Origin of the sequence: Pseudoalteromonas sp. US3C1004 (genome assembly GCF_048401065.1) — a bacterium.
GTDB lineage: Bacteria > Pseudomonadota > Gammaproteobacteria > Enterobacterales > Alteromonadaceae > Pseudoalteromonas > Pseudoalteromonas undina.
The window spans coordinates 2,980,847-3,005,522 of the sequence record NZ_CP183073.1 but is presented as its reverse complement, the minus strand read 5'-3'; the positions used below and the strand labels follow the sequence as shown (position 1 = coordinate 3,005,522).

Below are 24,676 nucleotides of genomic sequence, written 5' to 3'. Positions count from 1 at the left end.
CGATATTGCTTGTGAATCGCTTTTTGTTATTTCAAAAAATCGCTAAATACTTTATAAATAAACAAATTTATTCTAATTGTTTTAAATCATAAAACTTTATATTTTTTCCGCTGTTATTCAAGCTACCCCTTACCAACTCTGACTCTTAGATTAATTACCTCATTAGTTAATATTTTTTTGCTGCACTTTTTTAAGTAACCCCCTTGTTTATTTTTCATACTCACCTTGCTTATTGTTTATTTTTTAACTAGTTATTAAAGAGCTGGAATAAAAATAACTCACAGCCTTGTCGTTTTGAGCACACATATTTAGTAACTCCAGCACCCTTATAAAAAATAAAAATAACGAATGGGCGTTTAAGCCGTATGCCTCTTCGCTTTGCGTCAGCAATAGCATCAAAGGAGCCGTCACATGGGTAAGCTGAGTTCTTCCTTGTGGCTTATATTGTTAGTTTTTTCGCAAAATGTGCTTGCTAATAGCCAATATAATATGCGTAAAGGCGTAACTGATATAAGTAATAATGTATACCAACTGCACATGACCATATTTTTAATATGTTGTGTGATTGGGGTGATCGTGTTTGCCATTATGTTTTGGGCACTCATCCATCATCGCAAGTCTAAAGGGGCTGTCCCTGCCCAGTTTCATGAAAGTACCAAAGTAGAAATACTCTGGACTGCCATTCCTTTTGTCATCTTAATTGTTATGGCCATTCCTGCGACTAAAACGTTAATTGCCATGGAGGATGCCAGCAAAGCTGATATCACCATAAAAATTACTGGATCACAGTGGAAGTGGCATTACGAGTATATGGGGGAGGACGTTGAGTTTTATTCAATGTTAGCGACTCCTCAAAATGAAATAACGAATCTTGCCGATAAAAACCCGAATTATTTACTCGAAGTAGATAAGCCACTAGTGCTACCGATTAACCAAAAAGTTCGTTTTTTAATGACTTCAGATGATGTAATTCACTCATGGTGGGTGCCTGATTTTGCAGTTAAAAAAGATGCAAACCCTGGGTTTATTAACGAAACATGGACCAATATTAATGAAGTAGGTACTTACCGCGGGCAGTGTGCAGAGCTGTGTGGTAAAGATCATGGCTTCATGCCTGTTGTGGTAGAAGCAAAAACAGAAGAAGACTTCAAAACGTGGTTGGCAGAAGCTAAACAAGCTAAACAAAAAGCGGCTGAAGCAGACGCTGCGTTATTAGATCAAGTGGTACCAAAAGAGGAGCTGATGGCTCTTGGTGAGCAAGTTTATATGGCGAGCTGTGCAGCGTGTCATCAACCTACAGGTTTAGGTTTGCCGGGTGTCTTTCCAGCACTTAAAGGCAGCCCAATAGTTATAGGTGATATCAAAGGTCATATCGATATCTTACTTCATGGTAAACCAGGTACAGCGATGCAGTCTTTCGCAAAGCAATTATCTATTAAGCAGATAGCAGCCGTTATTACTTATAAGCGTAACGCATGGGGTAATGACACCGGAGAGGTAATTCAACCAAGCGAAATACAAGCGGCACTGGATGCTGATGGGGAGGCTAAATAATGAGTAGCATTGCAGAACAACCTAATTCCAATGAGGCTCATCATGGCCATCAACCTGCAACAGGCTTTAAGCGCTGGTTATTTACAACCAACCATAAAGATATCGGAAGCTTATATTTAATTTTTTCTCTCACCATGTTTTTGATTGGTGGAGCAATGGCCATGGTTATTCGGGCTGAGTTATTTCAGCCGGGTTTACAATTGGTTGATCCTCACTTTTTTAATCAAATGACCACAGTGCACGGTTTAATCATGGTGTTTGGTGCAGTAATGCCTGCATTTACTGGATTGGCAAACTGGATGATTCCGTTAATGATTGGTGCGCCAGATATGGCATTACCGAGAATGAACAACTGGAGCTTCTGGATTTTACCATTTGCGTTTTTGATTTTGTTAGCGTCATTGTTTATGCCTGGTGGCGGTCCTGCATTTGGGTGGACCTTTTACGCTCCGCTTTCCACCACTTATAGTAACGACAACACAGCAATGTTTGTATTTGCGGTACATATAATGGGTATCAGTTCGATTATGGGTGCCATTAATGTGGTGGTCACCATAGTGAATATGCGTGCTCCGGGTATGACATGGATGAAACTGCCGTTATTTGTGTGGACATGGCTGATCACGGCTTTTTTACTTATTGCAGTAATGCCGGTACTTGCTGGTGCAGTTACTATGGTACTCACCGATAAATACTTTGCGACCAGCTTCTTTGACGCCGCTGGTGGTGGCGATCCGGTAATGTTCCAGCATATATTTTGGTTTTTTGGTCATCCTGAAGTTTATATTATGATTTTGCCTGCCTTTGGCATTATCTCTACGATTGTTCCTACTTTTTCACGTAAAAAACTATTTGGTTATGCCTCTATGGTGTACGCCACTTCCTCGATTGCCTTGTTGAGCTTTATTGTGTGGGCGCATCATATGTTTACCACAGGTATGCCCGTGGCGGGTGAGTTGTTTTTTATGTATGCGACTATGTTGATATCGGTACCTACCGGTGTAAAAGTATTTAACTGGGTAGCAACTATGTGGCGTGGCTCTATTAGCTTTGAAGTGCCCATGCTGTTTAGTATCGCATTTATTGTGCTGTTTACTTTAGGTGGCTTTTCGGGATTGATGTTGGCGATCACACCTGCTGATTTTCAATACCACGACACCTACTTTGTAGTTGCACACTTCCATTATGTGCTGGTGACGGGCGCGGTATTTTCTATTATGGCGGGGGCTTATTATTGGTTGCCAAAATGGACCGGAAATATGTTCAATATTACTTTGGCAAAATGGCATTTTTGGTTGTCCTTGGTAAGTGTAAATGTGCTGTTTTTCCCAATGCATTTTGTGGGGTTAGCTGGTATGCCACGTCGAATTCCAGATTATGCACTGCAGTTTGCTGACTTTAACGCCATTATTAGTATAGGTGGGTTTGCCTTTGGTTTATCGCAATTACTGTTCGTTGTTGTTGTGTATAAATGTGCAAAAGGGGGAGATAAAGTGCCTGCAAAAGTTTGGGATGGGGCAGAAGGGCTTGAATGGGAAGTTGATTCACCAGCGCCATATCATACGTTCTCAACGCCGCCGGACATTAAATAATGACTCACTTGCCGTTATTAAAAAAGCTGGTGGTTATTTGCATTGCAATGTTTGCTTTTGCATTTGCCATGGTACCTATATATGACGTGTTTTGCGATATAACCGGGCTTAATGGTAAGCCCTCGTTAGAGCAAGCACAGCAAAGTACCTTGGTTACTGAGAATAGAGAAGTTAGCGTTAGTTTTACCACCCATGCCCAAAGTGGTGCGCCTTTTGAGGTTAAATCTAAAGAATACAGTGTAGATGTAAAACCAGGGGCCATGCGTGAGGTTATGTTTAGCGCTAAAAACAATAGTAATGAAGACAAAGTGATGCAAGCGATACCTTCGGTAGCGCCGGGTAAAGCGGCTAAGTATTTACACAAAATAGCGTGTTTTTGCTTTGACCAGCAACCTTTGAAAGCTGGCGAGGAGTTAGAGTTTAAATTACTTTTTTATGTTGATACTGAGTTACCTAGTGATGTGGAGGAGTTAACTCTGTCTTATACCGTATTTGATATTAGCGAGAAGTTAGTAGCCAGTAATAACTAGCTTATAAAACTAGTGAAAAACTAGGAGCAAATGAAATGAATCAAAAATATGAACATTATTACGTACCTGATCAAAGCCCATGGCCAATAGTTGGCGCGGTGGCGCTATTTTTTATTGCGGTAGGGGCAGCCTTAACAGTTATGGATATGGGTAAAGAGGGAGGCAGTGGTGTTTACTTACTGTATGTGGGTATTGCCGTATTGCTTTATATGCTGTTTAGCTGGTTTAAAAATGTGATTGAAGAGTCGCATCAAGGTTTATATTCTGCACAAATGGATCGCTCATTTAGACAAGGTATGAGCTGGTTTATTTTTTCAGAAGTCATGTTTTTTATGGCCTTTTTTGGGGCCCTTTTTTATGCTCGCATGTTTTCTGTGCCTTGGCTTGGAGGCGCCGATAACAACGCCATGACTAACGAAGTGTTATGGCCTACTTTTGAGGCTGTGTGGCCATTGTTAAATACCCCTGGGGGCACCTCTACTCAAGCAATGGGTTGGCAAGGGTTACCACTGATAAATACCCTTATTTTATTGGCTTCGTCGGTAACTCTGCATTTTGCCCATGTAGCGATGGAAAATAACAAACGTACTCCACTTAAGGTGTTTTTAGGCGTAACTATTTTGCTGGGAGTATGCTTTTTAGGGCTCCAAGTAGAAGAATATATTTATGCTTATAATGACCTTAATTTAACCCTTGATGCGGGAATTTACGGTAATACCTTCTTTTTGCTAACCGGTTTTCACGGTATGCATGTCACCTTAGGTACCATTATTTTATTAATCGTTTTCCTACGGATTTTAAAAGGCCACTTTACAAAAAATAAGCACTTCGCGTTTCAAGCTGCGGCGTGGTACTGGCATTTTGTTGATGTTGTTTGGCTATGTTTGTTTGTTTTTGTATATGTACTGTAGTGGGCAAAGGTGATTGATTTGCCGTAATTAAACCGAGCTTTAGTGCGGCAATTACCATCACTAATACCACAACAGAAAATAACACTCGACGCCCTAAAAAGTGAGACATGGGGCGTCCATTGGTTTTTCCCGACACCATAATTAATAAAGCACGAAATAAATTAAACAATATAAATAATAACAGTAGAACAATAATAATTTTAATAATCACTGGATTTACCCTTATGCAGTTAGTTGTATTTAACAAACAAAAGCTTAGCTCAATAATTACAGTTTGCCTGGTTGTTATTGTGGTATTAGTTTGTGTGCGTTTAGGGTTTTGGCAATTACAGCGCGCAGATCAAAAGCAACAACAGCTTAATGCCATTGAAAATATTCAACAGCAAGGAGTTATGAGCTGGGCACAGTTGCAACAACTGCCAAAAGAGTGGAATAAAACCGGCGTATTAGTTTCGCTGAGTGGTTATTTTGATACCAATAATTATTGGCTGCTCGATAACCAAATTTATAATGGTCAGGTTGGTTACGACTTACTGGCATTATTAAAATTAGCTGATGATTCGCGCTTTTTATTAGTTAATTTAGGCTGGGTAAAAGCTGGCAGTTCAAGAGAAGTCCTACCAAACGTGACAATACCTAGTGGTAAATTTACGTTAACGGCACAAATTAAAGAAGATAACTTAAGTGGCTTTACCTTAGCTAATAGCAATACTCAGTCAGATTTAGCTAAACGAATTCAAATCATTGATCTGCAATCACTCAGTAGCCAATCCCAGCGACCTTTAGTGGATTTTATGGCCTATCGCCAAGGCGACGAAGATGAGATTGCGGCCCCCCATTATGAAGCTGTTGTGATGAGTCCAGAAAAACATTATGCCTACTCAGTACAGTGGTTTTTAATTGCGATTGCCTGTGTGGTAGTTGCTATTTTTGCAAGCAAGAAGAGGATAGATAATGAAAAATAAACCCCTGTTGCTCTTTGTTGTATGCTGCGCTATCCCTTTAGTGCTGGCTTACAGCGCGTTAAAACTTGATTGGCTACCTACAGCAATTACTAATCATGGTGAGTTTTTAAAACGTGAAATTAAGCTAGACAATTGGCAGCAGCATAATCCAAAACAATGGACTATTGCTTTAAATTATTCAGCACAATGCAAAGAGCCTTGCTCTGAGCAGCTCGCCGCTTTAGATAATTTATATGTTGCCCTTGGCAAAAACCAACACAAAGTAGATATGGCGATAATTGGTGAACCCGAAGCAGCGAAGCCGCATTGGCATATGATTGCTGCACAACAGCAGTTAAGACCCGCGAGCTTGTATTTAATAGACCATATGGGACTGATTGTGCTGGAATATCCATTTAACCCTCAACCACAAGAAAACCGTTTGATACAAAAGGGATTATTGAAAGATCTAAAAAAATTACTTAATTACTCTCGCTCAAGCTAAGTAGAGGCTGCTATGTATAAAAACTATAAAAATTTGGTATTAGCAACGAGTTTATTCGCATTAATTGTGGTGGCTTTAGGCGCATATACGCGCTTAAGTGACGCAGGGCTTGGTTGCCCCGATTGGCCTGGTTGTTATGGCTTTTTAACCGTACCAAAACATGAGGCCGAGATTGCGCATGCGATTCAAAGCTACCCCGATATGATATTTGAAACAGCAAAGGCATGGAAAGAAATGATTCATCGCTATTTTGCTGGCACGCTCGGAGTATTAATTTTAGTGTTGTTTATTTTGGCTTTTGTAAAACGCCAGTATCCAACTACGCCTGTAAAATTACCGATGCTACTGCTTTTGCTTGTTATTTTTCAAGCTGCGCTTGGCATGTGGACGGTGACTATGAACCTGCAGCCGCTAATTGTGATGGGGCATTTACTCGGAGGGTTTAGCATTTTGGCGTTATTAACGTTGTTGTACTTAAGGCTGACCAGTCAGCCTATTACGGGTGGGGACGCAGGTGCAAAACCTCACTTTAAACTAAGCTTGGTGGCGCTCACGGTACTTATTTTACAAATCGCTCTAGGTGGCTGGTTAGCGGCTAATTATGCCGCGCCACATTGTAATGGTTTGCCGCTATGTAGCTATGCTCAGCCGTTTTCGCTCAGTAGTGTTTTTCAGTTACCGTTAGAGCACAGTAATTATGAGTTTGGCGTGTTATCACAACAAGCGCGTATGTCTATTCATTTACTGCATCGTATGTGGGCATTGGTCACTTGTATTGTGTTGGCACTCGTTATGTGGCGAATATATAGCCATGCCTATTCACAAAAAATCAAAAGCTGCACAGTGAGTGTGTTGGTAGCGTTATTTTGCCAGATAGCGTTGGGGTTAGCTGTAGTATATTTTCACTTTCCGATCAGTGTTGCGCTGGCGCATAACTTAATGGCTGCCATACTGTTATTAACTATGGTTAGGTTATGTTATTACCTAAAAGTCCGTACCTAAAGGGGAATCGTTATGGCACTTACAATTAACAAAAAAGCAATGCAGCCCGTTTATAGCCCATCGTTATTGACTAAAAGTTATCATTTAATCCAAGATTATTTAGCAATCAGTAAATTTAAAGTGGTGGCTATGTTGGTGTTAACGGCATGGGTGGGCTTGGCTCTCGCCCCTGACGTTGGTAGAGGCATTGGGGTTCAGTTCATAAGTTTATTAGGGATTGGTTTACTCTCTGCGGCAGCTGCCGTTATCAATCATGTGGTTGATAGTGAAATTGATAGTAAAATGGCACGTACACGCCACCGCCCAGTCGCCAAAGGACGCTTAAGTAAATTACACGCATTGAGTTTTGCTGCTGTTATTGGCGTGGCAGGGTTTATTATGTTGATGTTGTGGGCAAATACACTCACTGCCATACTTACCTTATTTGCACTTGTTGGTTACGCATTTATTTATACGTCGTTTTTAAAACGCGCCACGCCACAAAATATAGTGATTGGTGGTTTGGCTGGCGCCATGCCACCTTTACTTGGTTGGGTGTCTGAAACCAATCAAATGGCAGCCGCTCCTTGGTTGTTGGTTATGATTATATTCACATGGACTCCTCCGCACTTTTGGGCGTTAGCAATCGCGCGTAAAAGTGATTACGAACGCGCTAAAATCCCTATGTTACCTGTCACCCATGGTATTGATTTTTGTAAAACCTGTGTGCTCGCGTACTCAGTGCTATTAGCCATTGTGTGCGTATTACCCTATTTGATAGGTATGTCGGGACTTATTTATTTAAGTGGGGCCTGTATCCTTAATATACTCTTTATATACAAAGCAATTAACTTAAAATTTGCCGCCAAAGAAGACACCGCAATGGATTTATTTCGTTTTTCGATTGTTCATTTAATGATACTCTTTGTTATCTTATTTATAGATAAATGGCTAGTTATATGAAGCAGTTATGGTGTGGGTTAATTGTTTTTTCGGTGCTTTTTTTATCGGCATGTGATGATAAAAAAAGTTTACAAGATCTTGATGCATTAGTGTACGAAACTGCAAAACCGTTATCTGATTTCTCGCTAAATGATCAACAGGGGGAGTTAGTAACCAAAAAGCAGTTTTTAGATCAATGGAACTTAGTGTTTTTAGGCTACACAAGCTGCCCTGACATTTGTCCAATGACGCTTGCTAAGCTCAACAATGTCTATAAAAACTTACAAGCTGACTATCCACTGCAGGTGTGGTTTATATCTGTTGATCCTAAACGAGATATTGCTCAAAAGCGTAAAGAGTACATAGATTATTTTAACCCTAAATTTTTAGCTGTATCTGGGGAGCATAAAGACTTATTTCCATTTGTACGAGAGCTGGGATTAATTTATGCAATTAGTGATAGTGATGAATCTGACTATGCGGTGGATCATAGTGCATCGGTTGCACTTGTTGATGGTAGTGGCGCCCTGAGAGCTATTTTTAAGCCCGAATTTAAACAAGGAGATGTGCCTTTGGTGAATACTACAAAATTAACAGCAGAATTTATTGAAATAGCAGATTACTACAAAAACTAGTTTTTAATGGTTTAACAATTTTCAAGGGGCTTTGTGCCCCTTTTTACGTTTTTTAACAGCTGTTTTTAATTAATTAGTTATTTTTTAGTCGTTTTTATGGCGTTTTCTTTATCTCGGTCTAAGCTTTTGTTATGGATTGAGTTGATAAGGAAAAGCTTAAAAATGCTTAAACTACCAAATGAGCTTTCAATTGTTCAGGTTGACGTTTTACATCAAGATTTATTAAGCGAGCTTAATAATAGCCGAGATATTTGTCTGGATATTAGCGATGTCATGTCTGCTGATACCGCCTCGGTTCAACTCCTTTGTGCCCTACAAAAACACCTTCTTACTATCAATCAAAAAATTGCCTGGGTTGGCAGCAGTGACGCATTAAAAAATGCCATTGAACAACTCGGTTTAAGTGAATATTTAGCTTCAGAAAGTACTAACTAGAGGTTTATATGAAAAGAATTTTAGCTGTCGATGATTCTGCATCAATGCGCCAAATGGTGAGCTTTACGTTAAAAACAGCAGGGTTTGATGTTACCGAAGCCAAAGATGGCAGCGAGGCATTAGCCATTGCCAAGCAACAAGGTTTTGATGCAGTTATTTCTGATGTAAACATGCCAATTATGGATGGGATCACACTTATTAGAGAGCTAAGAGGGCTACCAGATTACAAGTTTACACCGCTGCTTATGCTTACTACGGAGTCGGGGATGGATAAAAAAGTAGAAGGTAAAGCTGCTGGGGCAACAGGATGGATTGTAAAACCTTTTAATCCAGATCAGCTATTAGCCGTGCTAAAAAAAGTAATCCGTTAACTTAGGAGTGCACTGTGAGTATTGATTTAAGCCAGTTTTTTGAAGTGTTCTTTGAAGAGAGTTTTGAAGGCCTCGATATCATGGAGACTGAATTACTCAACTTAGTGCCAGGCGAAGAAGACTTAGAAACCATTAATACTATATTTAGAGCTGCTCATTCAATAAAAGGGGGCAGTGCTACTTTTGGATTTAACTCAATTGCAAATTTTACCCATGTATTAGAAACATTATTGGATCAAATTCGTGAAGGTGAGCGCAATATAACTAGCGAGCATATTAATTTATTACTTAAATCAGTGGATTGCTTAAGGGCTTTGTTAAGTTCGCTAAAAGTACAGGAAGAACCAGATTTAGCCCAAGCAGATACTTTACGTGAGCAGTTCGAAAAATTACTAGGTATGCCAGCTGGTGAGGAGCAAGGGGAAGAAACACATCATGAGCAGGTTATAGTTAATACTTATCAGATTGATTTTAAACCACATTTTCATCTTTTTAAAACCGGTAATGAACCTTTGTTTATGATCAGCGAGTTAGCCGAGCTTGGTGAGTTAGAAGTACAGGCATTCACCGATGCCATACCTGATATTAAAGAATTAACCAGCGATGAGTGCTTTTTATATTGGCGGTTTTTCTTAAACACTGAGCGCGATGAGCAAGCCATTAAAGAGATTTTTGAATGGGTTGAAGATGATGCAGATATTAAAGTCGAGCTATGCGGTGGCTTATTTAATGATGCTAAAGCTGGATCAGAGGAAGTAATTAACGAACCGGCTGTTGTGGAGGAAGCTCCCAAAACTGCTGAGCAACCCAAAGCAAATAAAGCAAAGGCAGCTGCCAATGCGCCCAGCGCAAAAGCCGCGCCAGAATCTACCTCTATTCGGGTTGGTATAGATAAGGTTGATTCATTGATTAATATGGTGGGTGAGTTGGTTATTACCCAAGCAATGTTAAATCAGCTTAGCGAACAGGAAATGACAGCCACTGCGGTAACCTCGCTTCAAGAGGGATTGGCGCAACTAGCGCATAATACCCGAGACTTACAAGAAAACGTGATGCGTATTCGTATGCTGCCAATTAATTTTGTATTTAGTCGTTTTCCACGTCTGGTGCGTGATATTGCTCAAAAGCTTAATAAAGAGGTGGAGTTAAAGCTGATCGGAGAGCAAACCGAGTTAGATAAAACTGTGATGGAAAAAATATCTGATCCTATGGTGCATTTAGTAAGAAACTCACTGGATCATGGTATTGAAACTGTAGAAAAGCGTATTGCGGCAGGTAAAGATCCTGTGGGCAAAGTTACATTAAATGCTTTTCATCAGGGAGGAAATATCGTCATTGAAATCATGGACGATGGTCAAGGCCTTAACACTCAAAAGATTAAAGAAAAAGCGATTGCTAACGAGCTAATTACTGGCGATAGCGAGTTAACAGATGATGAAATTAACGAACTTATATTTATGCCAGGGTTTTCTACTGCTGATGAAGTAAGTGACTTATCTGGCCGGGGTGTGGGTATGGACGTGGTTAAACGCAATATCCAATCATTAAATGGCTCGGTAGAGGTGACATCTGCTGCCGGAATTGGTTCTACCTTTACTATTCGGCTACCGCTCACCTTAGCTATTTTAGATGGGCAATTGGTTAAAGTGGCCAAGCATACTTACATTATTCCACTGATCTCAATTGTAGAGTCATTACAAGTTGATATTGCAAAAGTAAGCCGTGTTGGTAAAGACCTAGATGTACTCAGGTTACGTGATGAATACATTCCTATTCTGCGCTTATACGAGATTTTTAACCATCAAGGTGCGATTGAATCATTAGATAAGACCTTATTGGTTGTGGTGGAGAACGATAACCAAAAAGTCGGGGTGCTCGTTGACGATTTACTTTCACAGCAACAGGTGGTTATAAAAAGCTTGGAGGCTAATTACCACAAAGTGGACGGAGTCTCTGGGGCAACTATTTTAGGTGATGGTCGTGTCTCGTTAATTTTAGATATTAGCGGTTTGATTAAGCTTTCAGGATTAAAAAAACCTGGCAGCCAAGCATTGAGTATTGAGCCATCAGCGACTCTGGAGGATTCATGTTCTCTGAATCAATAGCATTAAATAGCAATATTGAGCTACAGCGCAAAGAGGGCATTAAGCAGTTTCTTACCTTTATTATGGCTGAAGAAGAATACGGAGTAGATATATTAACGGTGCAAGAAATCCGTAGCTGGGAAGACATAACCGCACTGCCAAATGCCCCTGAGTACGTAAAAGGCGTTATTAATCTACGCGGCACGATAGTACCCATTATTGATTTGAGGTTACGTTTTGGTTTACCCACAATTGCCTATGGGCCGTTAACAGTAGTGATTATTGTAAAAATAGAGTTTGAACAAGAAAGTAAAGTAATGGGTATTACGGTAGATGCAGTGGCAGATGTTTATAGTATTGCAGAGCAAGATGCTAAAGCTGTGCCGAGTTTAACCCAGACCAATGAAAGTGAATATGTAGCAGGGTTAGTCAATGTAGGCGAAAAAATGGTCGCCTTAATTGATTTGCCTGCAACCATGGATATTTAGCGGTAACAGTAACTAAATAAAGTAAATAACTTAAAGGTGGTGATAAGCATGGGATGGTTTAGTAATTCAAAACAGTCTGAATCAAGCAATGATTTGATAATGAATGCATTGCATAAATCATTAGCAATAATTGAATTTGAGCCGAATGGAAGAATCATTACTGCCAATGTTAATTTCCTGCGTGTAATGGACTACTCTCTGGCTGAAATACAAGGTCAGCACCACTCTTTATTTATTAGCTCTAGCGAAGCGAAAAGTGATGAATATCGTCAGTTTTGGCAGCGATTGAACGCGGGTGAGTTTATTTCAGATGAATTTAAGCGGTTTGGAAAAAATGGTAAAGAAGTGTGGATACAAGCCACCTACAATCCTGTTTTAGACTCTCAGGGGCAAGTGATTAAAGTGGTTAAATTTGCCACAGAGATCACAATGCAAAAATTAAAGGCAGCCGAAGCAGCTGGACAAGTTGCAGCAATAAACAAATCACAAGCAGTTATCGAATTTGACTTAGATGGCACAGTGATTAATGCCAACGATAACTTTTTAACCACATTTGGCTACCAACTTAATGAAATACAAGGTAAGCACCATCGTTTATTTGTTGCACCAGAATATGCAAATAGTCCGGATTATCAAACTTTCTGGGCCAAACTGGGGCGGGGTGAGTACGACCGAGGAGAGTATTTACGTTTTGATAAACAAGGCCGTGAAATTTGGATTAGTGCTTCTTATAACCCCATTTATGACATGGATGGGCGAGTGTTAAAAGTTATTAAATACGCCACAGATATAACTGAGCAGAAAGAGCTAGAACGAACTTCTAAAAAAACTGCCGACTTAGCCAACGCCCTAAAAGTATGCCAAGCCAATGTGATGATGGCTGATAATGACTTAAACATTATTTTTGCCAACGAACAAGTTAAGCAAATGCTAAAAGCACGCGAAAGAGATTTGCAATCGGTATTACCTAACTTTGCTGTAAGTGATTTAATCGGCACATGTGTTGATGATTTTCATCAACATCCGGCGCATCAGCGCGAGCTATTAAAAAAATTAGATGCGCCCCATAAAGCGACACTTAAATTAGCTGGTCTTATTTTTGATTTAATTGCTTCGCCATGGTTTAACGAAGAAGGAGAACGCTTGGGAACAATTGTTGAGTGGCAAGATATTACTGATGAAGTATTTAAGGCCGATGCAGAGCGTGCCAGAGCACAGGAGAACTTACGTGTTCGCCGAGCGTTAGACACTGTAGCAACAAACACTATGATTGCAGATGCATCGAATGTGATTGTTTATATGAATGACGCGGTGAAAAATATGATGAGCAATGCTCAAAATGATATACGCATTGATTTACCTAACTTTGATAGCAAAAATCTACTGAATCAAAATATTGATATATTTCATAAAAATCCAGCCCATCAGCAAAATATGTTGGCTAAGTTAACGGATACCTACAGCACTGAAATTAAAGTGGGCGGCAGAACCTTTGGCTTAGTTGCTAACCCAATTATTACGCCAGACGATGAGCGAATTGGAACTGTAGTTGAATGGGAAGACAGAACAGCAGAAGTAGCTATAGAAAAAGAGGTTGCTCAGCTGGTCAGTGCCGCAAGTAAAGGGGAGCTAAATAGCCGTGTGGTTGAGCAAGGAAAAGATGGCTTTTTCCTTCGTTTAGCTCAGGGTCTTAATAGTTTAGTTAAAGTGGTTGACGATGCGGTAACTGATACTGGCAATATGCTCGATGCCATGGCTACTGGTGATTTATCTAAACGGATTGAAAAGGAATACCAAGGCTCGTTTGAAAAACTGAAAACAGATGCAAATGCAACAGCAGATAAACTAACCGAGGTTATTAATCGAATTAACACATCAGCCACTTTGGTGGCTAGTGGGGCTGAAGAAATTTCACAAGGTAATGCTGATTTAAGCCAGCGTACAGAAGAGCAGGCATCATCATTAGAAGAAACAGCTTCTAGTATGGAAGAGATGACCAGTACGGTACGTCAAAATGCTGATAATGCCAAGGTAGCTAATGACTTAGCTGAAGAAACCTGTGATAAAGCAATTCAAGGTGGTGAGGTTGTTAATAAGGCCGTAACCAGTATGTCGGCTATTAACGAATCGAGTAAAAAAATTGCTGACATTATTGGTGTTATAGACGAAATAGCATTCCAAACAAACCTATTAGCGCTCAATGCAGCTGTAGAAGCTGCAAGAGCAGGTGAGCAAGGCCGAGGTTTTGCGGTTGTTGCAGGTGAAGTGCGTAACTTAGCTCAGCGCTCAGCTGGTGCAGCTAAAGAAATTAAAGAGTTAATTAGAGATAGTGTTGGTAAAGTTGCTGATGGTAGCGCTCTTGTAAATGAGTCAGGTGTGACGTTACAAGAGATTGTGGTATCGGTGAAACGTGTGACACAAATGATAGCTGATATAACTCAGGCCTCTGAAGAGCAAAGCGCAGGAATTGAGCAAGTAAATAAAGCTGTATCGCAAATGGATGAAATGACCCAGCAAAATGCGGCATTAGTTGAAGAGGCATCGGCTGCAGGTGAGTCTATGGCAGAGCAGGCTAATGAAATGCGCCGTTTACTGCACTTCTTTTCTCTAGGGCAGCAAGATATGGCGGTGGTATCGCCCACTATTCGCACCCCTGAAATAACGCATAAGCAACAAAATAGCTTCGTTAATAATAAGAGCAAAGGTGAAAACTTTGTAGACTCAGCTGAAGAGTGGGAGGAGTTTTAACCCTGTTTTAGATGGTTCAAACACAGAAGTAGTGTGAATCTATCTTTATATTTATTTGAGAGTACATAATGAAAGAGTTTTTATTAACGGATAGCGATTTTAAGGAAGTGGCTCATTTAGTGTATAACGCCTGTGGTATTGTGCTTGGGGAGCATAAGCGCGAAATGGTTTACTCACGATTAGCAAGGCGAATTCGTGAGCGTAAATTAACAAACTTCTCTAGTTACCTTGATTACTTAAAAAATCATAAGGACCAGGAGTTTGATGCATTTATTAACGCCATAACTACCAATTTAACCTCTTTTTTTCGTGAAATTCATCACTTTGAATTTATAAAAGAGCAGTTTATTCCTGCGATGCTAAAAGCAAATAAGCATAATAAACGCGTTCGTATTTGGTCTGCAGGTTGCTCTACCGGCGAAGAGCCCTACAGTTTAGCTATGACCTTACAAGGGGCTTTTCCAAGTGATTGGGATGTGAAAATTTTAGCAACTGATCTTGATTCTAATGTACTAGCTAAAGCCCAGAGCGGTATTTATACTGCGGCAAATGTGAATGGACTGGATGATGCATTGCTCAAGCGCTGGTTTTTAACCAGCAAAGACGGGCAAAGTTATAAGGTGAAACCTAAGCTACAGCAATGTATTTCATTTAAGCGTTTAAACTTACTCCAAGATTGGCCGATGAAAGGCCCATTTGATTTGATCTTGTGTAGAAATGTAGTGATTTACTTTGATAAAGAGACAAAGGATCAGCTTTTTAACCGTTATGCCGATATTTTAAATAACCAAGGTTATTTATTTTTAGGGCATTCAGAAACCATGGGAAAAGAGCATGTCTTATTTAAAAACTTAGGGAAAACCATGTATCAGAAAGTAGCTCATGCAAACACAATTTAAGCCGGTATTAGCGGGATTTGAGCATATCAAACGCTATTGGGATGCCACGCGAGAGCGTGTGGTCGCTAAGGTATTGCCAGGTGAATTTTATGTTTCTAAAAACGATGAGCTGATCACCACAGTGCTAGGGTCGTGCATTGCGGCTTGTGTTTACGACGATAAGCTAGGTATTGGCGGGATTAATCACTTTATGCTACCTATTCAAAAAGGTGAGCGAATTGACCAAGCGCATAGTTTAAGTTGTCGTTATGGTAACTGGGCTATGGAATATTTAATTAATGAAGTGCTTAAAAATGGCGCTTCCCGGGCAAACTTGAAAGTAAAACTGTTTGGGGGAGGCAAAATAATTAGCGCAATGACAGATATTGGTATTGGCAATATCAGTTTTGCCAATGCATATATAGCAGAAGAAGCGCTAAACTTAGTGGCGCATGATATGGGCGGACCCTGGCCGCGTAAAATATTTTTTAATCCTCATAATGGAAAAGTACAGGTTAAAAAGCTAAGAAACTTACACAATAACACTATTGAAAAACGTGAAGTGCGTTACTTGCATAATCTTGAACAGCAAACCAAAGCCACGGATATAGAACTGTTTTAAGGATGGCTATGATTAGAGTATTAATAATTGATGATTCGGCACTGATCAGGCAATTACTGACAGAGATACTGCAACAGGCAAAAGATATTGTGGTAGTGGGCTGTGCACAAGACCCATACGAAGCCAGAGAGATGATCAAAAAGCATAATCCGGATGTACTAACACTAGATGTTGAAATGCCAAGAATGGACGGCATTAGCTTTTTAAAAAACTTAATGCGCTTACGCCCTATGCCCGTAGTAATGATTTCCACTCTTACTCAAAAAGGCTCACCTATAACCCTAGAAGCGCTTGAACTGGGGGCGGTTGATTTTATTGCAAAACCTACGGTCAACGTTAAACAACAAATGAGTCAATATGCTGATATTGTTCAGCAAAAAGTCAGGGTAGCGGCTAGTGCACGGGTTCGAGGCTACAAAAAAACTAGTACTGTAGCAGAGCCTATACCCACCAATGCCGAATTTTTAGTAAATAAAGTGATAGCGATTGGTGCGTCAACAGGGGGAACCGAGGCGATAAAAGAAGTGCTTATACGTATGCCCAAAAATTGCCCTCCAATTGTAATTACTCAGCATATTCCTCCCGTATTCAGCACCTCATTTGCAGAGCGGATGCAGCGTACTTGTACTATTAACGTAAAAGAAGCCCAGCAAGGTGATAAATTGCTAGCAGGTTGCGCTTATATAGCCCCAGGTGGGCTTCATTTACGAATTAATAAACAAGGTAGTGCTTTGTATTGTCAGCTTGATGATGGAGAAGCTGTTAATAGACATAAACCCGCGGTGGATGTTTTATTTGACTCATTACTGGAAATTGGTGCAAAACATATTGTTGCCACACTATTAACCGGTATGGGAAGTGATGGTGCAAAGGGATTACTCGCATTAAAGCAACAAGGAGCATACACGCTTGCGCAAGATGAGTTTTCGTCAGTGGTATGGGGTATGCCTAAAGCTGCTATTGATATGGGGGCAGCAAATGAAGTGGTACCGCTGGAGAAAATGACCCAGCGGTTATTAAATCAAGTTATAAAAAAGTAAAGCTTAGTTGATCACCCAAGGCTGCGAAAACCAATAATAACTGCCAGCTTGTTTTATTGACGGAGCGGTACAATTAAAGCGTGAGCGGCCTTTATTAAGCTGCTTTGGCGATGTTACCTCAACTGTATTATCGTCTAACCAATCTAAATTAGCTTGACCAACGCTTGATACATAACAGGCAAATTGACTCTTATGAAAGTCATTTGTCTCAAGTTTTATTGTGAGTGACGGTGGATTTTGTGAAGTGACACTATCTTCATAGGTTAGCTTATTAATGGTAAAGGCAGTTGAATTTATCTTGGTAATTAACGTCTCTAGCTTGCTATAAAAACCTGAAGCTGGGAAGCGCGGTAAGCGACTAAAGTTAGAGTGTTGATTAACGGCTCCTGAGTGCTGGCCAATACCAATAAAGCCTAGTTCTGTAACGAGTGCTTGCAGTTGGTTGTTAAACTCTCCGTATGGGTAGGCAAGATATTTATAATCGTGACCTATTTCCTCTTTAATACGCTGTTGTGAACTAAGAATGTCTTTTTTAGTGCGTTCGCGCCATTGGCTAGGCGTTTCATTCTCGCGCTTTTTATGTAGGTAGTTATGTTCAGCACTATGATTAGCAATGAGTGCTCCTTTTTTGGCAAGCTCCCTGAGCTTATCCCACCCCATAACATAACCCGCTTGTTCATCAATGAGTTTTGGGTTTACGAAAATAGTGTACGGGTAACCAAACTTCTCAAGAATAGGAGCTGCTTGATCGTAATTATTGTTGTAACCATCATCAAAGGTAATCGCGATTGTTTTGTTCTCTAAAGCCTTACCTTGTTGTAATGCACTAATCAGTTCATTTAATGGAATAACGTTAAAGTTATGCTCTTTTAAATAATTTAAGTGTTTTGTAAAAGTGTTGGCACTCACGCTGGTGACAGCGGGAAGGGTTTCACTGACGTGATGATACTGTAGAATAACAGCTGCTTGCGCGCGTAAAGAACCACAAATCAGGAATAATAATACTAAATGAAACAATTTCTTATACATAATAAAGCACACCATAAAAGCTTGTTGTTGTTAGCCGGTCCGATGATATTATCAAATATTACCGTCCCGTTGTTAGGAATTGTTGATACGGCAGTGATCGGTCATTTGGGGAGTGCGCATTATTTAGCGGGAATAGCCTTAGGCTCTACTGTGATCTCCATTTTATTTTGGCTTGCTGGTTTTTTGAGAATGAGTACCACTGGGCTGGTGGCTCAGGCTTATGGTAAAAATGATTTAACTCAGCTTGCAGCCTTACTTAAACGCAGTTTATTGTTAGCCACTTCGGTTGCCTTACTCCTTATTTTACTGTCACCCCTTATAAAACATGCTATTGCGTATTTATCAGCTGCCAATAGCGATGTGCTCAATGAAGCCTATCGGTATTTTAGTATTCGTATTTTTAGCGCCCCTGCAGCGCTATGCAACTTAGTTTTACTAGGCTGGATGTTGGGCGTGCACTATGGGCGAGGGCCATTTTATTTACTGTTAGTCACTAACATTACTAATATTGTGCTCGATATTTATTTTGTAGTGTACCTTGATTGGGCGGTTGCCGGGGCTGCGTGGGCATCACTTATTGCTGACTATATCGCGCTTGTATTTGCTTTATTGTTGGTGGTTCAACTTGCTAAAAAGCATGGTATAAGTTTGGCTGTAGCAAATTGGTTAAGTGTGGAGAAAATGGCAGCATTACTGAGCTTAAACCGCGATATTTTTATTCGCTCTTTAGTACTGCAATTATGTTTTAGCTTTATGACCTTTTATGCAGCCCGCTTAGGTGAATCCACATTGGCTGCTAATGCCGTTCTACTCAACTTTTTAATGTTAGTTAGCTTTGCACTTGATGGAATTGCTTATGCAAGTGAGGCCAAAGTGGGTCAAGCTAAAGGTCAACAAAGTGTTGAAAAGATAAGGCTATGGGTAAAAATCAGTGTATTTTGGGGTATGTTATTTGGCATTTTGTATAGTGTGTTTTTTATAGTATTTGGCAGCAGCATTATTAAGCTATTAACTAATGTACCAGAGGTTATTGACGAGGCCATTCACTACTTACCTTGGGTAATAGTATTGCCTATTTTAGCTATGAGCTGTTTTTTGTTCGATGGTATTTTTGTTGGCCTGACCCGCGCTAAAGCGATGCGAAATAGTATGTTGCTTTCAGCAGTTGTAGGCTTTTTTGGGGTGTTTTGGCTATTTCAGGATTGGCAAAATAATGGGTTATGGTTAGCTATGAGTTGTTTTATGCTTATGCGAGGCGTTACGCTTATCGTTAAATATCAACAATTAAAAGCTAACAATCAATTACTTAAATAAGTAAGTTGATATGAACCGTTACTTCCAAAGGTCGGGGTCGTTATTTTTGGAAGGGATATTTTTTAATACTTGAGAAAAGCGGTTAGCAAAAATACCAGCATAGCCCCAAAAAGCAAAAAATAAAGCGGGGGCTAAAATAACCAAGCCGATAACTTGCAAACTGTAATGGCTGTAATAGCCCACAGCGATAAATATCACGGCTAGCACAAACAGTGCTAGCCCGCGAAAAAAGCGCTTTAAACTCAACTTAGGGTCGCTCCCTAAGCGGTAAATAAGTGGCTTTAGCATAATAAATTAATGCTTAGTAGTAAGAATGCTCGCCTGCTTCATGATCGGTAATGTCTGACACACCGGTGATCTCATCAAATTTAGCAATCATTTCTTTTTCAATGCCTTCTTTTAGTGTGACATCGATCATAGAACACCCATTACAACCACCACCAAACTGAAGTACAGCAACACCAGCTGCAGTGATCTCTACTAAGCTAACTTGGCCGCCATGGTTGGCAAGTTGTGGGTTTACTTCAGTTTCTAGCATGTGCTGCACACGCTCATTCAAGCTGGCATCTTCACCTAGTTTACGTGCTTTAGCATTAGGTGCTTTAAGAGTTAACTGTGTGCCCATTTTGTCGGTAACAAAATCAATTTCAGCTTCGGCTAAAAAAGGCGCGCTTTCAGCATCAACAACCGCATCAAAGCCGTTAAAATTTAGGCGAATATCGCTCTCTTCTACCGCGTCTTCTGGACAATAAGAAACACCACATTCAGCTTGTGATGTACCAGGGTTAACAACAAACACACGAATATTCGTTTGTTGAGATTGATCTGCTAATAGCTTAGCAAAATGCGCTTGCGCTGTTTCGGAAATAGAAATCATAATACCGTCTATACTTGACTAAATTACTCGGATACTGCATATCATACTCCGCTCATCGTGTTGCGGCTAGTGTTGAGCGTAAAAAGTTGGCATCTATTTTAAGCAATGGTAGCGTGCAATTAACAAACATTTTTAGAGTGATTTATATGCGCTTCATATTAACAATAATGGTGGTGCTGGTCAGTTTTTCAAGTATGGCAAAGCCCCTGTCTTATTATTTTGAGCAACAGGTTGAATTCGATTCTACCATACCAACACCACAAGAGGTGCTGGGTTATCAAGTGGGTGAGTGGCATGTGAGACATGACCAACTTGTTCGCTACATGGAAATTTTAGCTCAAAAAAGCGATCGAATTAATTTTGAAGTAATAGGTCGTACTCATGAGCAGCGCCCGTTAGTTATGCTAACGATTACTGCGGCTAACAAATTAAAAAATATAGAAAAAACTCGCCAAGCGCACTTAGCTCGCCTAAATAATTCAAACAATAAAACAGCGGAGCAGCCAAGTGTTGTATGGATGGGTTACAGTGTTCATGGGAATGAATCATCAGGTAGTAATGCAGCTTTACTAGTCGCTTATTATTTAGCGGCAGCGCAAGGGGATGAAATAAATGAGCTACTTAACAACACGGTTATTTTACTCGACCCGTCGCTTAACCCTGACGGCTTAGCACGTTTCGCAAATTGGGCTAATAGTAATCGTGGAATGAACTTATCGTCAGATCCGCAAACCCGAGAGCATGTAGAGAGCTGGCCAAGCAGTCGAACAAACCATTATTGGTTTGATTTAAACCGTGATTGGTTGCTGTTACAGCACCCAGAGTCGCGCGCAAGGATTGCTAAGTTTCATTATTGGAAGCCTAATATTTTAACTGACTTTCATGAAATGGGGCCAAATAGTAGCTACTTTTTTCAACCGGGTATCCCAAGTCGTAAACACCCAATTACCCCTGAAGAAAATGTAAGTCTAACTAAAGCGATTGCAAATTATCACGCTAAAACATTAGATGAAAACAACGCGTTATACTTCACCGAAGAAAGCTTTGATGACTTTTATTATGGTAAAGGCTCTACCTACCCCGATGTAAATGGTGGTGTGGGTATTTTATTTGAACAAGCAAGTTCTCGTGGCCATATTCAAGAAACGATCAATGGCCCGCTAACTTTTGCGTTTACGATTAAAAACCAACTGTTAACGAGCTTATCAACGTTTAAAGCGGCGATTGATAACCGCCAAGCTTTGCTAGAGTACCAAGCTAACTTTTATAACAAAGCAGTTGAGCTTGCCAAAGATGAAGACTATCAGGGCTATATTGTTCAAGCAGATGAAGATCATACCCGTACTAACGATTTTTTAAGCATACTTAAACAACATCAAATTAATGCCTACCCAGTGAAAGAAGGGCTAAAAGCTGAAGGTAAAAACTTTACCGCTAATAGTTATTTTGTGCCGCTTGCGCAACCACAATATCGATTAGTTAAAGCTATTTTTAGTGAGCAACAAAACTTTGCCGATAACACCTTTTACGATGTGTCGGGTTGGACATTAGCGCATGCGTTTAATTTACCATTTGCTAAAGTAAACAGCCGCTGGGGATTAGAGGTAGAAAAAACAGCTTGGCAAAAACCAAAGCAGCCAGAGTTAGCGTCACTGACTAAAAATTACGCCTATGGATTTGCATGGAATGACATGCAAGCTCCCAAAATGCTCAATAGTCTGTTACAGCAAGGCATTAAAGCTCGTGTTGCATTAAAACCATTAACAGCAGTATCAACCAATGCAGAAGTAAACTTTGACGCAGGTAGTATTATTATTCCTGCAGGACTTCAAACTGACACCAACTGGGTGACAAAGTTAAACCAAGCACAAAGCCAGTTTGGGATTGAAGTTAAACCAATTACTACCGGTTTAACTAGTAAAGGTGCTGATTTAGGGTCTCGCTCTATGGCTGTGGTTTCTGCACCTAAGGTGTTATTGGTTGGTGGTAAAGGCGTGAGCCAATATGAAGCGGGTGAAGTGTGGTACTACCTAGACCGTTTTGTGGGTGTAGCGCCAACCATTGTTGAAATGAATCGTTTAGCGTCTTTAGAGCTCAGTAATTACAGCCATATTGTGTTGCCACATGGTAATTATTCTACTTTATCTGATTCCGATAAAGTTGCTATAAAAAGCTGGGTAAGGAAAGGTGGTGTTATTTGGGGACACAAAGGCGGAGCTAAGTTTTTAGCCGATCAACAGCTATTAAAAGCAAGCTACTTATCGCGTAGAGATGTGGCTAGTGCATTTGATACTCAAGGTTTAAAGTATGCAGACAAAGACCATCTAGCAGGTCGTCAGCGTATTGCAGGTGCGATATTTAATACCAAGGTAGATACAACTCACCCACTAATGTTTTCATTTAAGCGTGACACACTACCCGTATTTAAAAATAGTACTTGGCTACTTGAAGCCTCGCAAGCACCATTTGTAAATATACTTACCTATACACAGCAGCCGCTACTTGCTGGTTTTACTGATGCAATAAATGTAGAGCAAGTGGCTGGTGGGGCAGCGTTAATGGCACACTCTTATGGTCGAGGTAGTGTTATTGCGATGACAGATAACCCTGTATTTAGAGGGTACTGGTATGGTACCAGCCGATTATTAAGTAATGCTTTATTTTTTGGTCACACCTTTCGCGTGAGTGGAAACTAACACGCCCTAAAGTGGCGTTAAGCACGTGGTAAATGCCCATACGTGTTTAGCGCCGGCTTCTTTTAACGATAAGGTGGCTGCATTAAGAGTTGCTCCTGTAGTCATAATATCATCGATAATTACTACCGTTTTTCCCTCTAAATTAATCGTGCATGAAAAAGCCTGCTGTAAATTTTTGACCCTTTTGGCTTTGCTTAATTGTGATTGTGCCGAGGTGTGTTTATGGCGAAGTAACGCATTATTTAACACCTTATTTGACGCCAAGCAGGGCTGCCATACTTGGGTTACCTGATTAAATCCACGCGTTAAAAAGCGCGCTTTATGTAAAGGTAAAATTATAAATGCATCAACAGCGACAGAGTGTTTAGTCATAAAAACCCTAAGTTGTTTTTTTATGACTTGCTGTAGTGCTTTTTTATAATGGATTTGATTATTAAATTTAAGCTGCTTTAACCATAAATCAAAAGGGGGCTGGTAAAAAGCACAGGCAAACAGCTTTTCAAAGTTGCAGTTAGGAAACATTTCTACAATATCAGGGCGGTAAAATAAATTGTCATGCTCGGCCAAATCTAGCAATGGCAAGTCATCTAAACAAAATTGACACAGTCCCATTGAGCTATGAATCTGACTTTGACATAACACACAGTAAGAGGGGAATAGCCAATCACTTAGGCTGAGTTTCATTCGCTGATGATCCTCATTACAAACTCCTTTTAAAGCGCTATCATAGAACTCAAGTTTGGTTAAGGTTAGGCAAATATGCAAAATGAATGTGTGTTGTTACATGGTTGGGGAATGAGCCAAGGTGTGTGGCAGTTAATAAAACCAGAATTAGAGTTTTTATATTCAGGTAAAGTGCGCTGTTTGGATTTACCCGGTTATGGTGATAATAACGCCTCTTTAAGCCCATATACATTACACGATGCTGCAAAGCCGGTGAGTGAGCAGTTAAAGCCACAATCGGTACTAATGGGGTGGTCTTTAGGTGGGTTGTTTGCTATTTATATTGCCAAACATTGGCCAGAAAAAGTATCAAAAGTCATTTTAGTTGCCTCAACGCCCTTTTTTGCAGAGCAATTACCATGGGCTGGCATTAAGCCTAAAGTATTAAAACAGTTCAAAGAGCAGTTGTTGCAAGAGCGTTCAAAAACGATAGAGCGCTTTTTGGCAATTCAGGCAATGGGCAGTGAGTCGGCTCGCGATGATGTAAAACAGTTAAAGCAGTTATTGAGTCAGTCACCGCCCCCGAATAACGAGGCTTTAAGTGCAGGGCTAGACATACTGCAAAATGAAGACTTACGCGAATTATTTGCTCAATGCCCAGTGACTATTCGCGGCATTTTTGGGCGCTTAGACTCTCTCGTTCCTTATCGGGCCATTGAGAAAATGGTGGCACTTAATGCTGACTTTGAGTACGAAGTGATAGACAAAGCATCACATGCGCCTTTTATTTCTCATAAAAGTGAATTTTTATCTGCCGTTAAATCAATGCTTTGAAGC

Annotated in this window: 25 protein-coding genes; 20 read left to right on the top strand and 5 right to left on the bottom strand. The window is 40.2% G+C overall.

Annotation, left to right across the window (positions count from 1 at the left end; translation table 11 throughout):
* The first annotated feature begins 411 nt into the window (after window positions 1–411).
* The 4 genes from coxB to ACNSN3_RS14035 are packed head-to-tail and all read left to right on the top strand — an operon-like array spanning window position 412 to window position 4,587.
* Window positions 412–1,554, top strand: coding sequence for a cytochrome c oxidase subunit II (gene coxB / locus ACNSN3_RS14050; RefSeq protein WP_054202822.1), 1,143 nt, complete (start codon window positions 412–414; stop codon window positions 1,552–1,554).
* Window positions 1,554–3,146 (top strand): cytochrome c oxidase subunit I, encoded by a 1,593-nt coding sequence (gene ctaD / locus ACNSN3_RS14045; RefSeq protein ID WP_010392382.1) that lies wholly within the window; start codon window positions 1,554–1,556, stop codon window positions 3,144–3,146. The genes coxB and ctaD overlap by 1 nt, the downstream gene beginning before the upstream one ends.
* Window positions 3,146–3,676, top strand: a complete 531-nt coding sequence (locus ACNSN3_RS14040) for a cytochrome c oxidase assembly protein (RefSeq protein WP_010392384.1) — start codon at window positions 3,146–3,148, stop codon at window positions 3,674–3,676. The genes ctaD and ACNSN3_RS14040 overlap by 1 nt, the downstream gene beginning before the upstream one ends.
* Window positions 3,677–3,711: 35 nt before the next feature.
* Window positions 3,712–4,587 (top strand): cytochrome c oxidase subunit 3, encoded by an 876-nt coding sequence (locus tag ACNSN3_RS14035; RefSeq protein WP_010392387.1) that lies wholly within the window; start codon window positions 3,712–3,714, stop codon window positions 4,585–4,587.
* On the opposite strand, the gene ACNSN3_RS14030 is transcribed toward ACNSN3_RS14035, so the two are convergent.
* Window positions 4,487–4,798: a DUF2909 domain-containing protein gene (locus ACNSN3_RS14030; RefSeq protein WP_418607801.1), complete on the bottom strand. Its 312-nt coding sequence runs from the start codon at window positions 4,796–4,798 to the stop codon at window positions 4,487–4,489. The genes ACNSN3_RS14035 and ACNSN3_RS14030 overlap by 101 nt on opposite strands.
* A 13-nt stretch (window positions 4,799–4,811) precedes the next feature.
* On the opposite strand from ACNSN3_RS14030, the gene ACNSN3_RS14025 reads away from it, so the two are divergent.
* From ACNSN3_RS14025 to ACNSN3_RS13965, 13 genes are all read left to right on the top strand, one after another.
* The gene (locus tag ACNSN3_RS14025; RefSeq protein WP_418607799.1) at window positions 4,812–5,552 is read left to right on the top strand and encodes an SURF1 family protein; all 741 of its coding nucleotides are present in this window, start codon (window positions 4,812–4,814) and stop codon (window positions 5,550–5,552) included.
* Window positions 5,542–6,036, top strand: coding sequence for a transmembrane cytochrome oxidase associated protein (locus ACNSN3_RS14020; protein ID WP_131691803.1), 495 nt, complete (start codon window positions 5,542–5,544; stop codon window positions 6,034–6,036). The genes ACNSN3_RS14025 and ACNSN3_RS14020 overlap by 11 nt, the downstream gene beginning before the upstream one ends.
* 12 nt (window positions 6,037–6,048) lie before the next feature.
* On the top strand, window positions 6,049–7,038 hold the full coding sequence (locus ACNSN3_RS14015; protein ID WP_131691802.1) for a COX15/CtaA family protein: 990 nt from the start codon (window positions 6,049–6,051) through the stop codon (window positions 7,036–7,038).
* A 12-nt stretch (window positions 7,039–7,050) separates the two neighbouring features.
* Entirely contained in the window at window positions 7,051–7,980 is a 930-nt protein-coding gene (gene cyoE / locus ACNSN3_RS14010; RefSeq protein ID WP_010392393.1) for a heme o synthase, read from the top strand.
* Window positions 7,977–8,594, top strand: coding sequence for an SCO family protein (locus ACNSN3_RS14005; protein WP_008114152.1), 618 nt, complete (start codon window positions 7,977–7,979; stop codon window positions 8,592–8,594). The genes cyoE and ACNSN3_RS14005 overlap by 4 nt, the downstream gene beginning before the upstream one ends.
* A gap of 162 nt (window positions 8,595–8,756) precedes the next feature.
* Window positions 8,757–9,029, top strand: a complete 273-nt coding sequence (locus tag ACNSN3_RS14000) for an STAS domain-containing protein (RefSeq protein ID WP_008465590.1) — start codon at window positions 8,757–8,759, stop codon at window positions 9,027–9,029.
* Window positions 9,030–9,037: 8 nt separating this feature from the next.
* The gene (locus ACNSN3_RS13995) at window positions 9,038–9,400 is read left to right on the top strand and encodes a response regulator (protein WP_008115349.1); all 363 of its coding nucleotides are present in this window, start codon (window positions 9,038–9,040) and stop codon (window positions 9,398–9,400) included.
* Between the two features lie 14 nt (window positions 9,401–9,414).
* Window positions 9,415–11,505: a chemotaxis protein CheA gene (locus ACNSN3_RS13990; protein WP_418607796.1), complete on the top strand. Its 2,091-nt coding sequence runs from the start codon at window positions 9,415–9,417 to the stop codon at window positions 11,503–11,505.
* A complete protein-coding gene (locus tag ACNSN3_RS13985) occupies window positions 11,487–11,972 on the top strand; it encodes a chemotaxis protein CheW (RefSeq protein ID WP_008465584.1) in 486 nt (161 codons plus the stop codon). The genes ACNSN3_RS13990 and ACNSN3_RS13985 overlap by 19 nt, the downstream gene beginning before the upstream one ends.
* A gap of 48 nt (window positions 11,973–12,020) precedes the next feature.
* Window positions 12,021–14,720, top strand: coding sequence for a methyl-accepting chemotaxis protein (locus ACNSN3_RS13980; RefSeq protein ID WP_054202828.1), 2,700 nt, complete (start codon window positions 12,021–12,023; stop codon window positions 14,718–14,720).
* Between the two features lie 68 nt (window positions 14,721–14,788).
* A complete protein-coding gene (locus tag ACNSN3_RS13975; protein WP_010392403.1) occupies window positions 14,789–15,619 on the top strand; it encodes a CheR family methyltransferase in 831 nt (276 codons plus the stop codon).
* Window positions 15,603–16,220 (top strand): chemoreceptor glutamine deamidase CheD, encoded by a 618-nt coding sequence (gene cheD / locus ACNSN3_RS13970; RefSeq protein ID WP_008112899.1) that lies wholly within the window; start codon window positions 15,603–15,605, stop codon window positions 16,218–16,220. The genes ACNSN3_RS13975 and cheD overlap by 17 nt, the downstream gene beginning before the upstream one ends.
* Before the next feature lie 8 nt (window positions 16,221–16,228).
* Window positions 16,229–17,260 carry a protein-glutamate methylesterase/protein-glutamine glutaminase gene (locus tag ACNSN3_RS13965; protein ID WP_054202829.1) on the top strand — a complete coding sequence of 344 codons (1,032 nt, stop codon included), beginning with the start codon at window positions 16,229–16,231 and terminating at the stop codon, window positions 17,258–17,260.
* A 3-nt stretch (window positions 17,261–17,263) separates the two neighbouring features.
* Here the strand turns inward: ACNSN3_RS13965 and ACNSN3_RS13960 are convergent, their stop codons facing one another.
* The gene (locus ACNSN3_RS13960; protein ID WP_054202830.1) at window positions 17,264–18,289 is read right to left on the bottom strand and encodes a polysaccharide deacetylase family protein; all 1,026 of its coding nucleotides are present in this window, start codon (window positions 18,287–18,289) and stop codon (window positions 17,264–17,266) included.
* Here ACNSN3_RS13960 and ACNSN3_RS13955 point away from each other — a divergent pair.
* The gene (locus tag ACNSN3_RS13955; RefSeq protein ID WP_241773584.1) at window positions 18,269–19,603 is read left to right on the top strand and encodes an MATE family efflux transporter; all 1,335 of its coding nucleotides are present in this window, start codon (window positions 18,269–18,271) and stop codon (window positions 19,601–19,603) included. The genes ACNSN3_RS13960 and ACNSN3_RS13955 overlap by 21 nt on opposite strands.
* Before the next feature lie 18 nt (window positions 19,604–19,621).
* Here the strand turns inward: ACNSN3_RS13955 and ACNSN3_RS13950 are convergent, their stop codons facing one another.
* Window positions 19,622–19,891 carry a hypothetical protein gene (locus tag ACNSN3_RS13950; RefSeq protein WP_008465571.1) on the bottom strand — a complete coding sequence of 90 codons (270 nt, stop codon included), beginning with the start codon at window positions 19,889–19,891 and terminating at the stop codon, window positions 19,622–19,624.
* A gap of 13 nt (window positions 19,892–19,904) precedes the next feature.
* Window positions 19,905–20,480, bottom strand: a complete 576-nt coding sequence (gene nfuA, locus ACNSN3_RS13945) for a Fe-S biogenesis protein NfuA (protein ID WP_008465569.1) — start codon at window positions 20,478–20,480, stop codon at window positions 19,905–19,907.
* A gap of 146 nt (window positions 20,481–20,626) precedes the next feature.
* On the opposite strand from nfuA, the gene ACNSN3_RS13940 reads away from it, so the two are divergent.
* Window positions 20,627–23,176 (top strand): M14 metallopeptidase family protein, encoded by a 2,550-nt coding sequence (locus ACNSN3_RS13940; protein ID WP_198527848.1) that lies wholly within the window; start codon window positions 20,627–20,629, stop codon window positions 23,174–23,176.
* Between the two features lie 6 nt (window positions 23,177–23,182).
* Here the strand turns inward: ACNSN3_RS13940 and ACNSN3_RS13935 are convergent, their stop codons facing one another.
* Entirely contained in the window at window positions 23,183–23,860 is a 678-nt protein-coding gene (locus ACNSN3_RS13935; protein ID WP_054202831.1) for a ComF family protein, read from the bottom strand.
* 75 nt (window positions 23,861–23,935) lie between these two features.
* On the opposite strand from ACNSN3_RS13935, the gene bioH reads away from it, so the two are divergent.
* The gene (bioH, locus tag ACNSN3_RS13930) at window positions 23,936–24,673 is read left to right on the top strand and encodes a pimeloyl-ACP methyl ester esterase BioH (RefSeq protein WP_054202832.1); all 738 of its coding nucleotides are present in this window, start codon (window positions 23,936–23,938) and stop codon (window positions 24,671–24,673) included.
* Window positions 24,674–24,676 lie beyond the last annotated feature (3 nt).

Coding starts and splice junctions, on each gene's coding strand:
- coxB (WP_054202822.1), top strand. CDS start 412: ATGGGTAAGCTGAGTTCTTCCTTGTGGCTTATATTGTTAGTTTTTTCG.
- ctaD (WP_010392382.1), top strand. CDS start 1,554: ATGAGTAGCATTGCAGAACAACCTAATTCCAATGAGGCTCATCATGGC.
- ACNSN3_RS14040 (WP_010392384.1), top strand. CDS start 3,146: ATGACTCACTTGCCGTTATTAAAAAAGCTGGTGGTTATTTGCATTGCA.
- ACNSN3_RS14035 (WP_010392387.1), top strand. CDS start 3,712: ATGAATCAAAAATATGAACATTATTACGTACCTGATCAAAGCCCATGG.
- ACNSN3_RS14025 (WP_418607799.1), top strand. CDS start 4,812: ATGCAGTTAGTTGTATTTAACAAACAAAAGCTTAGCTCAATAATTACA.
- ACNSN3_RS14020 (WP_131691803.1), top strand. CDS start 5,542: ATGAAAAATAAACCCCTGTTGCTCTTTGTTGTATGCTGCGCTATCCCT.
- ACNSN3_RS14015 (WP_131691802.1), top strand. CDS start 6,049: ATGTATAAAAACTATAAAAATTTGGTATTAGCAACGAGTTTATTCGCA.
- cyoE (WP_010392393.1), top strand. CDS start 7,051: ATGGCACTTACAATTAACAAAAAAGCAATGCAGCCCGTTTATAGCCCA.
- ACNSN3_RS14005 (WP_008114152.1), top strand. CDS start 7,977: ATGAAGCAGTTATGGTGTGGGTTAATTGTTTTTTCGGTGCTTTTTTTA.
- ACNSN3_RS14000 (WP_008465590.1), top strand. CDS start 8,757: ATGCTTAAACTACCAAATGAGCTTTCAATTGTTCAGGTTGACGTTTTA.
- ACNSN3_RS13995 (WP_008115349.1), top strand. CDS start 9,038: ATGAAAAGAATTTTAGCTGTCGATGATTCTGCATCAATGCGCCAAATG.
- ACNSN3_RS13985 (WP_008465584.1), top strand. CDS start 11,487: ATGTTCTCTGAATCAATAGCATTAAATAGCAATATTGAGCTACAGCGC.
- ACNSN3_RS13980 (WP_054202828.1), top strand. CDS start 12,021: ATGGGATGGTTTAGTAATTCAAAACAGTCTGAATCAAGCAATGATTTG.
- ACNSN3_RS13975 (WP_010392403.1), top strand. CDS start 14,789: ATGAAAGAGTTTTTATTAACGGATAGCGATTTTAAGGAAGTGGCTCAT.
- cheD (WP_008112899.1), top strand. CDS start 15,603: ATGCAAACACAATTTAAGCCGGTATTAGCGGGATTTGAGCATATCAAA.
- ACNSN3_RS13965 (WP_054202829.1), top strand. CDS start 16,229: ATGATTAGAGTATTAATAATTGATGATTCGGCACTGATCAGGCAATTA.
- ACNSN3_RS13955 (WP_241773584.1), top strand. CDS start 18,269: ATGAAACAATTTCTTATACATAATAAAGCACACCATAAAAGCTTGTTG.
- ACNSN3_RS13960 (WP_054202830.1), bottom strand. CDS start 18,289: ATGTATAAGAAATTGTTTCATTTAGTATTATTATTCCTGATTTGTGGT.
- ACNSN3_RS13950 (WP_008465571.1), bottom strand. CDS start 19,891: ATGCTAAAGCCACTTATTTACCGCTTAGGGAGCGACCCTAAGTTGAGT.
- nfuA (WP_008465569.1), bottom strand. CDS start 20,480: ATGATTTCTATTTCCGAAACAGCGCAAGCGCATTTTGCTAAGCTATTA.
- ACNSN3_RS13940 (WP_198527848.1), top strand. CDS start 20,627: ATGCGCTTCATATTAACAATAATGGTGGTGCTGGTCAGTTTTTCAAGT.
- ACNSN3_RS13935 (WP_054202831.1), bottom strand. CDS start 23,860: ATGAAACTCAGCCTAAGTGATTGGCTATTCCCCTCTTACTGTGTGTTA.
- bioH (WP_054202832.1), top strand. CDS start 23,936: ATGCAAAATGAATGTGTGTTGTTACATGGTTGGGGAATGAGCCAAGGT.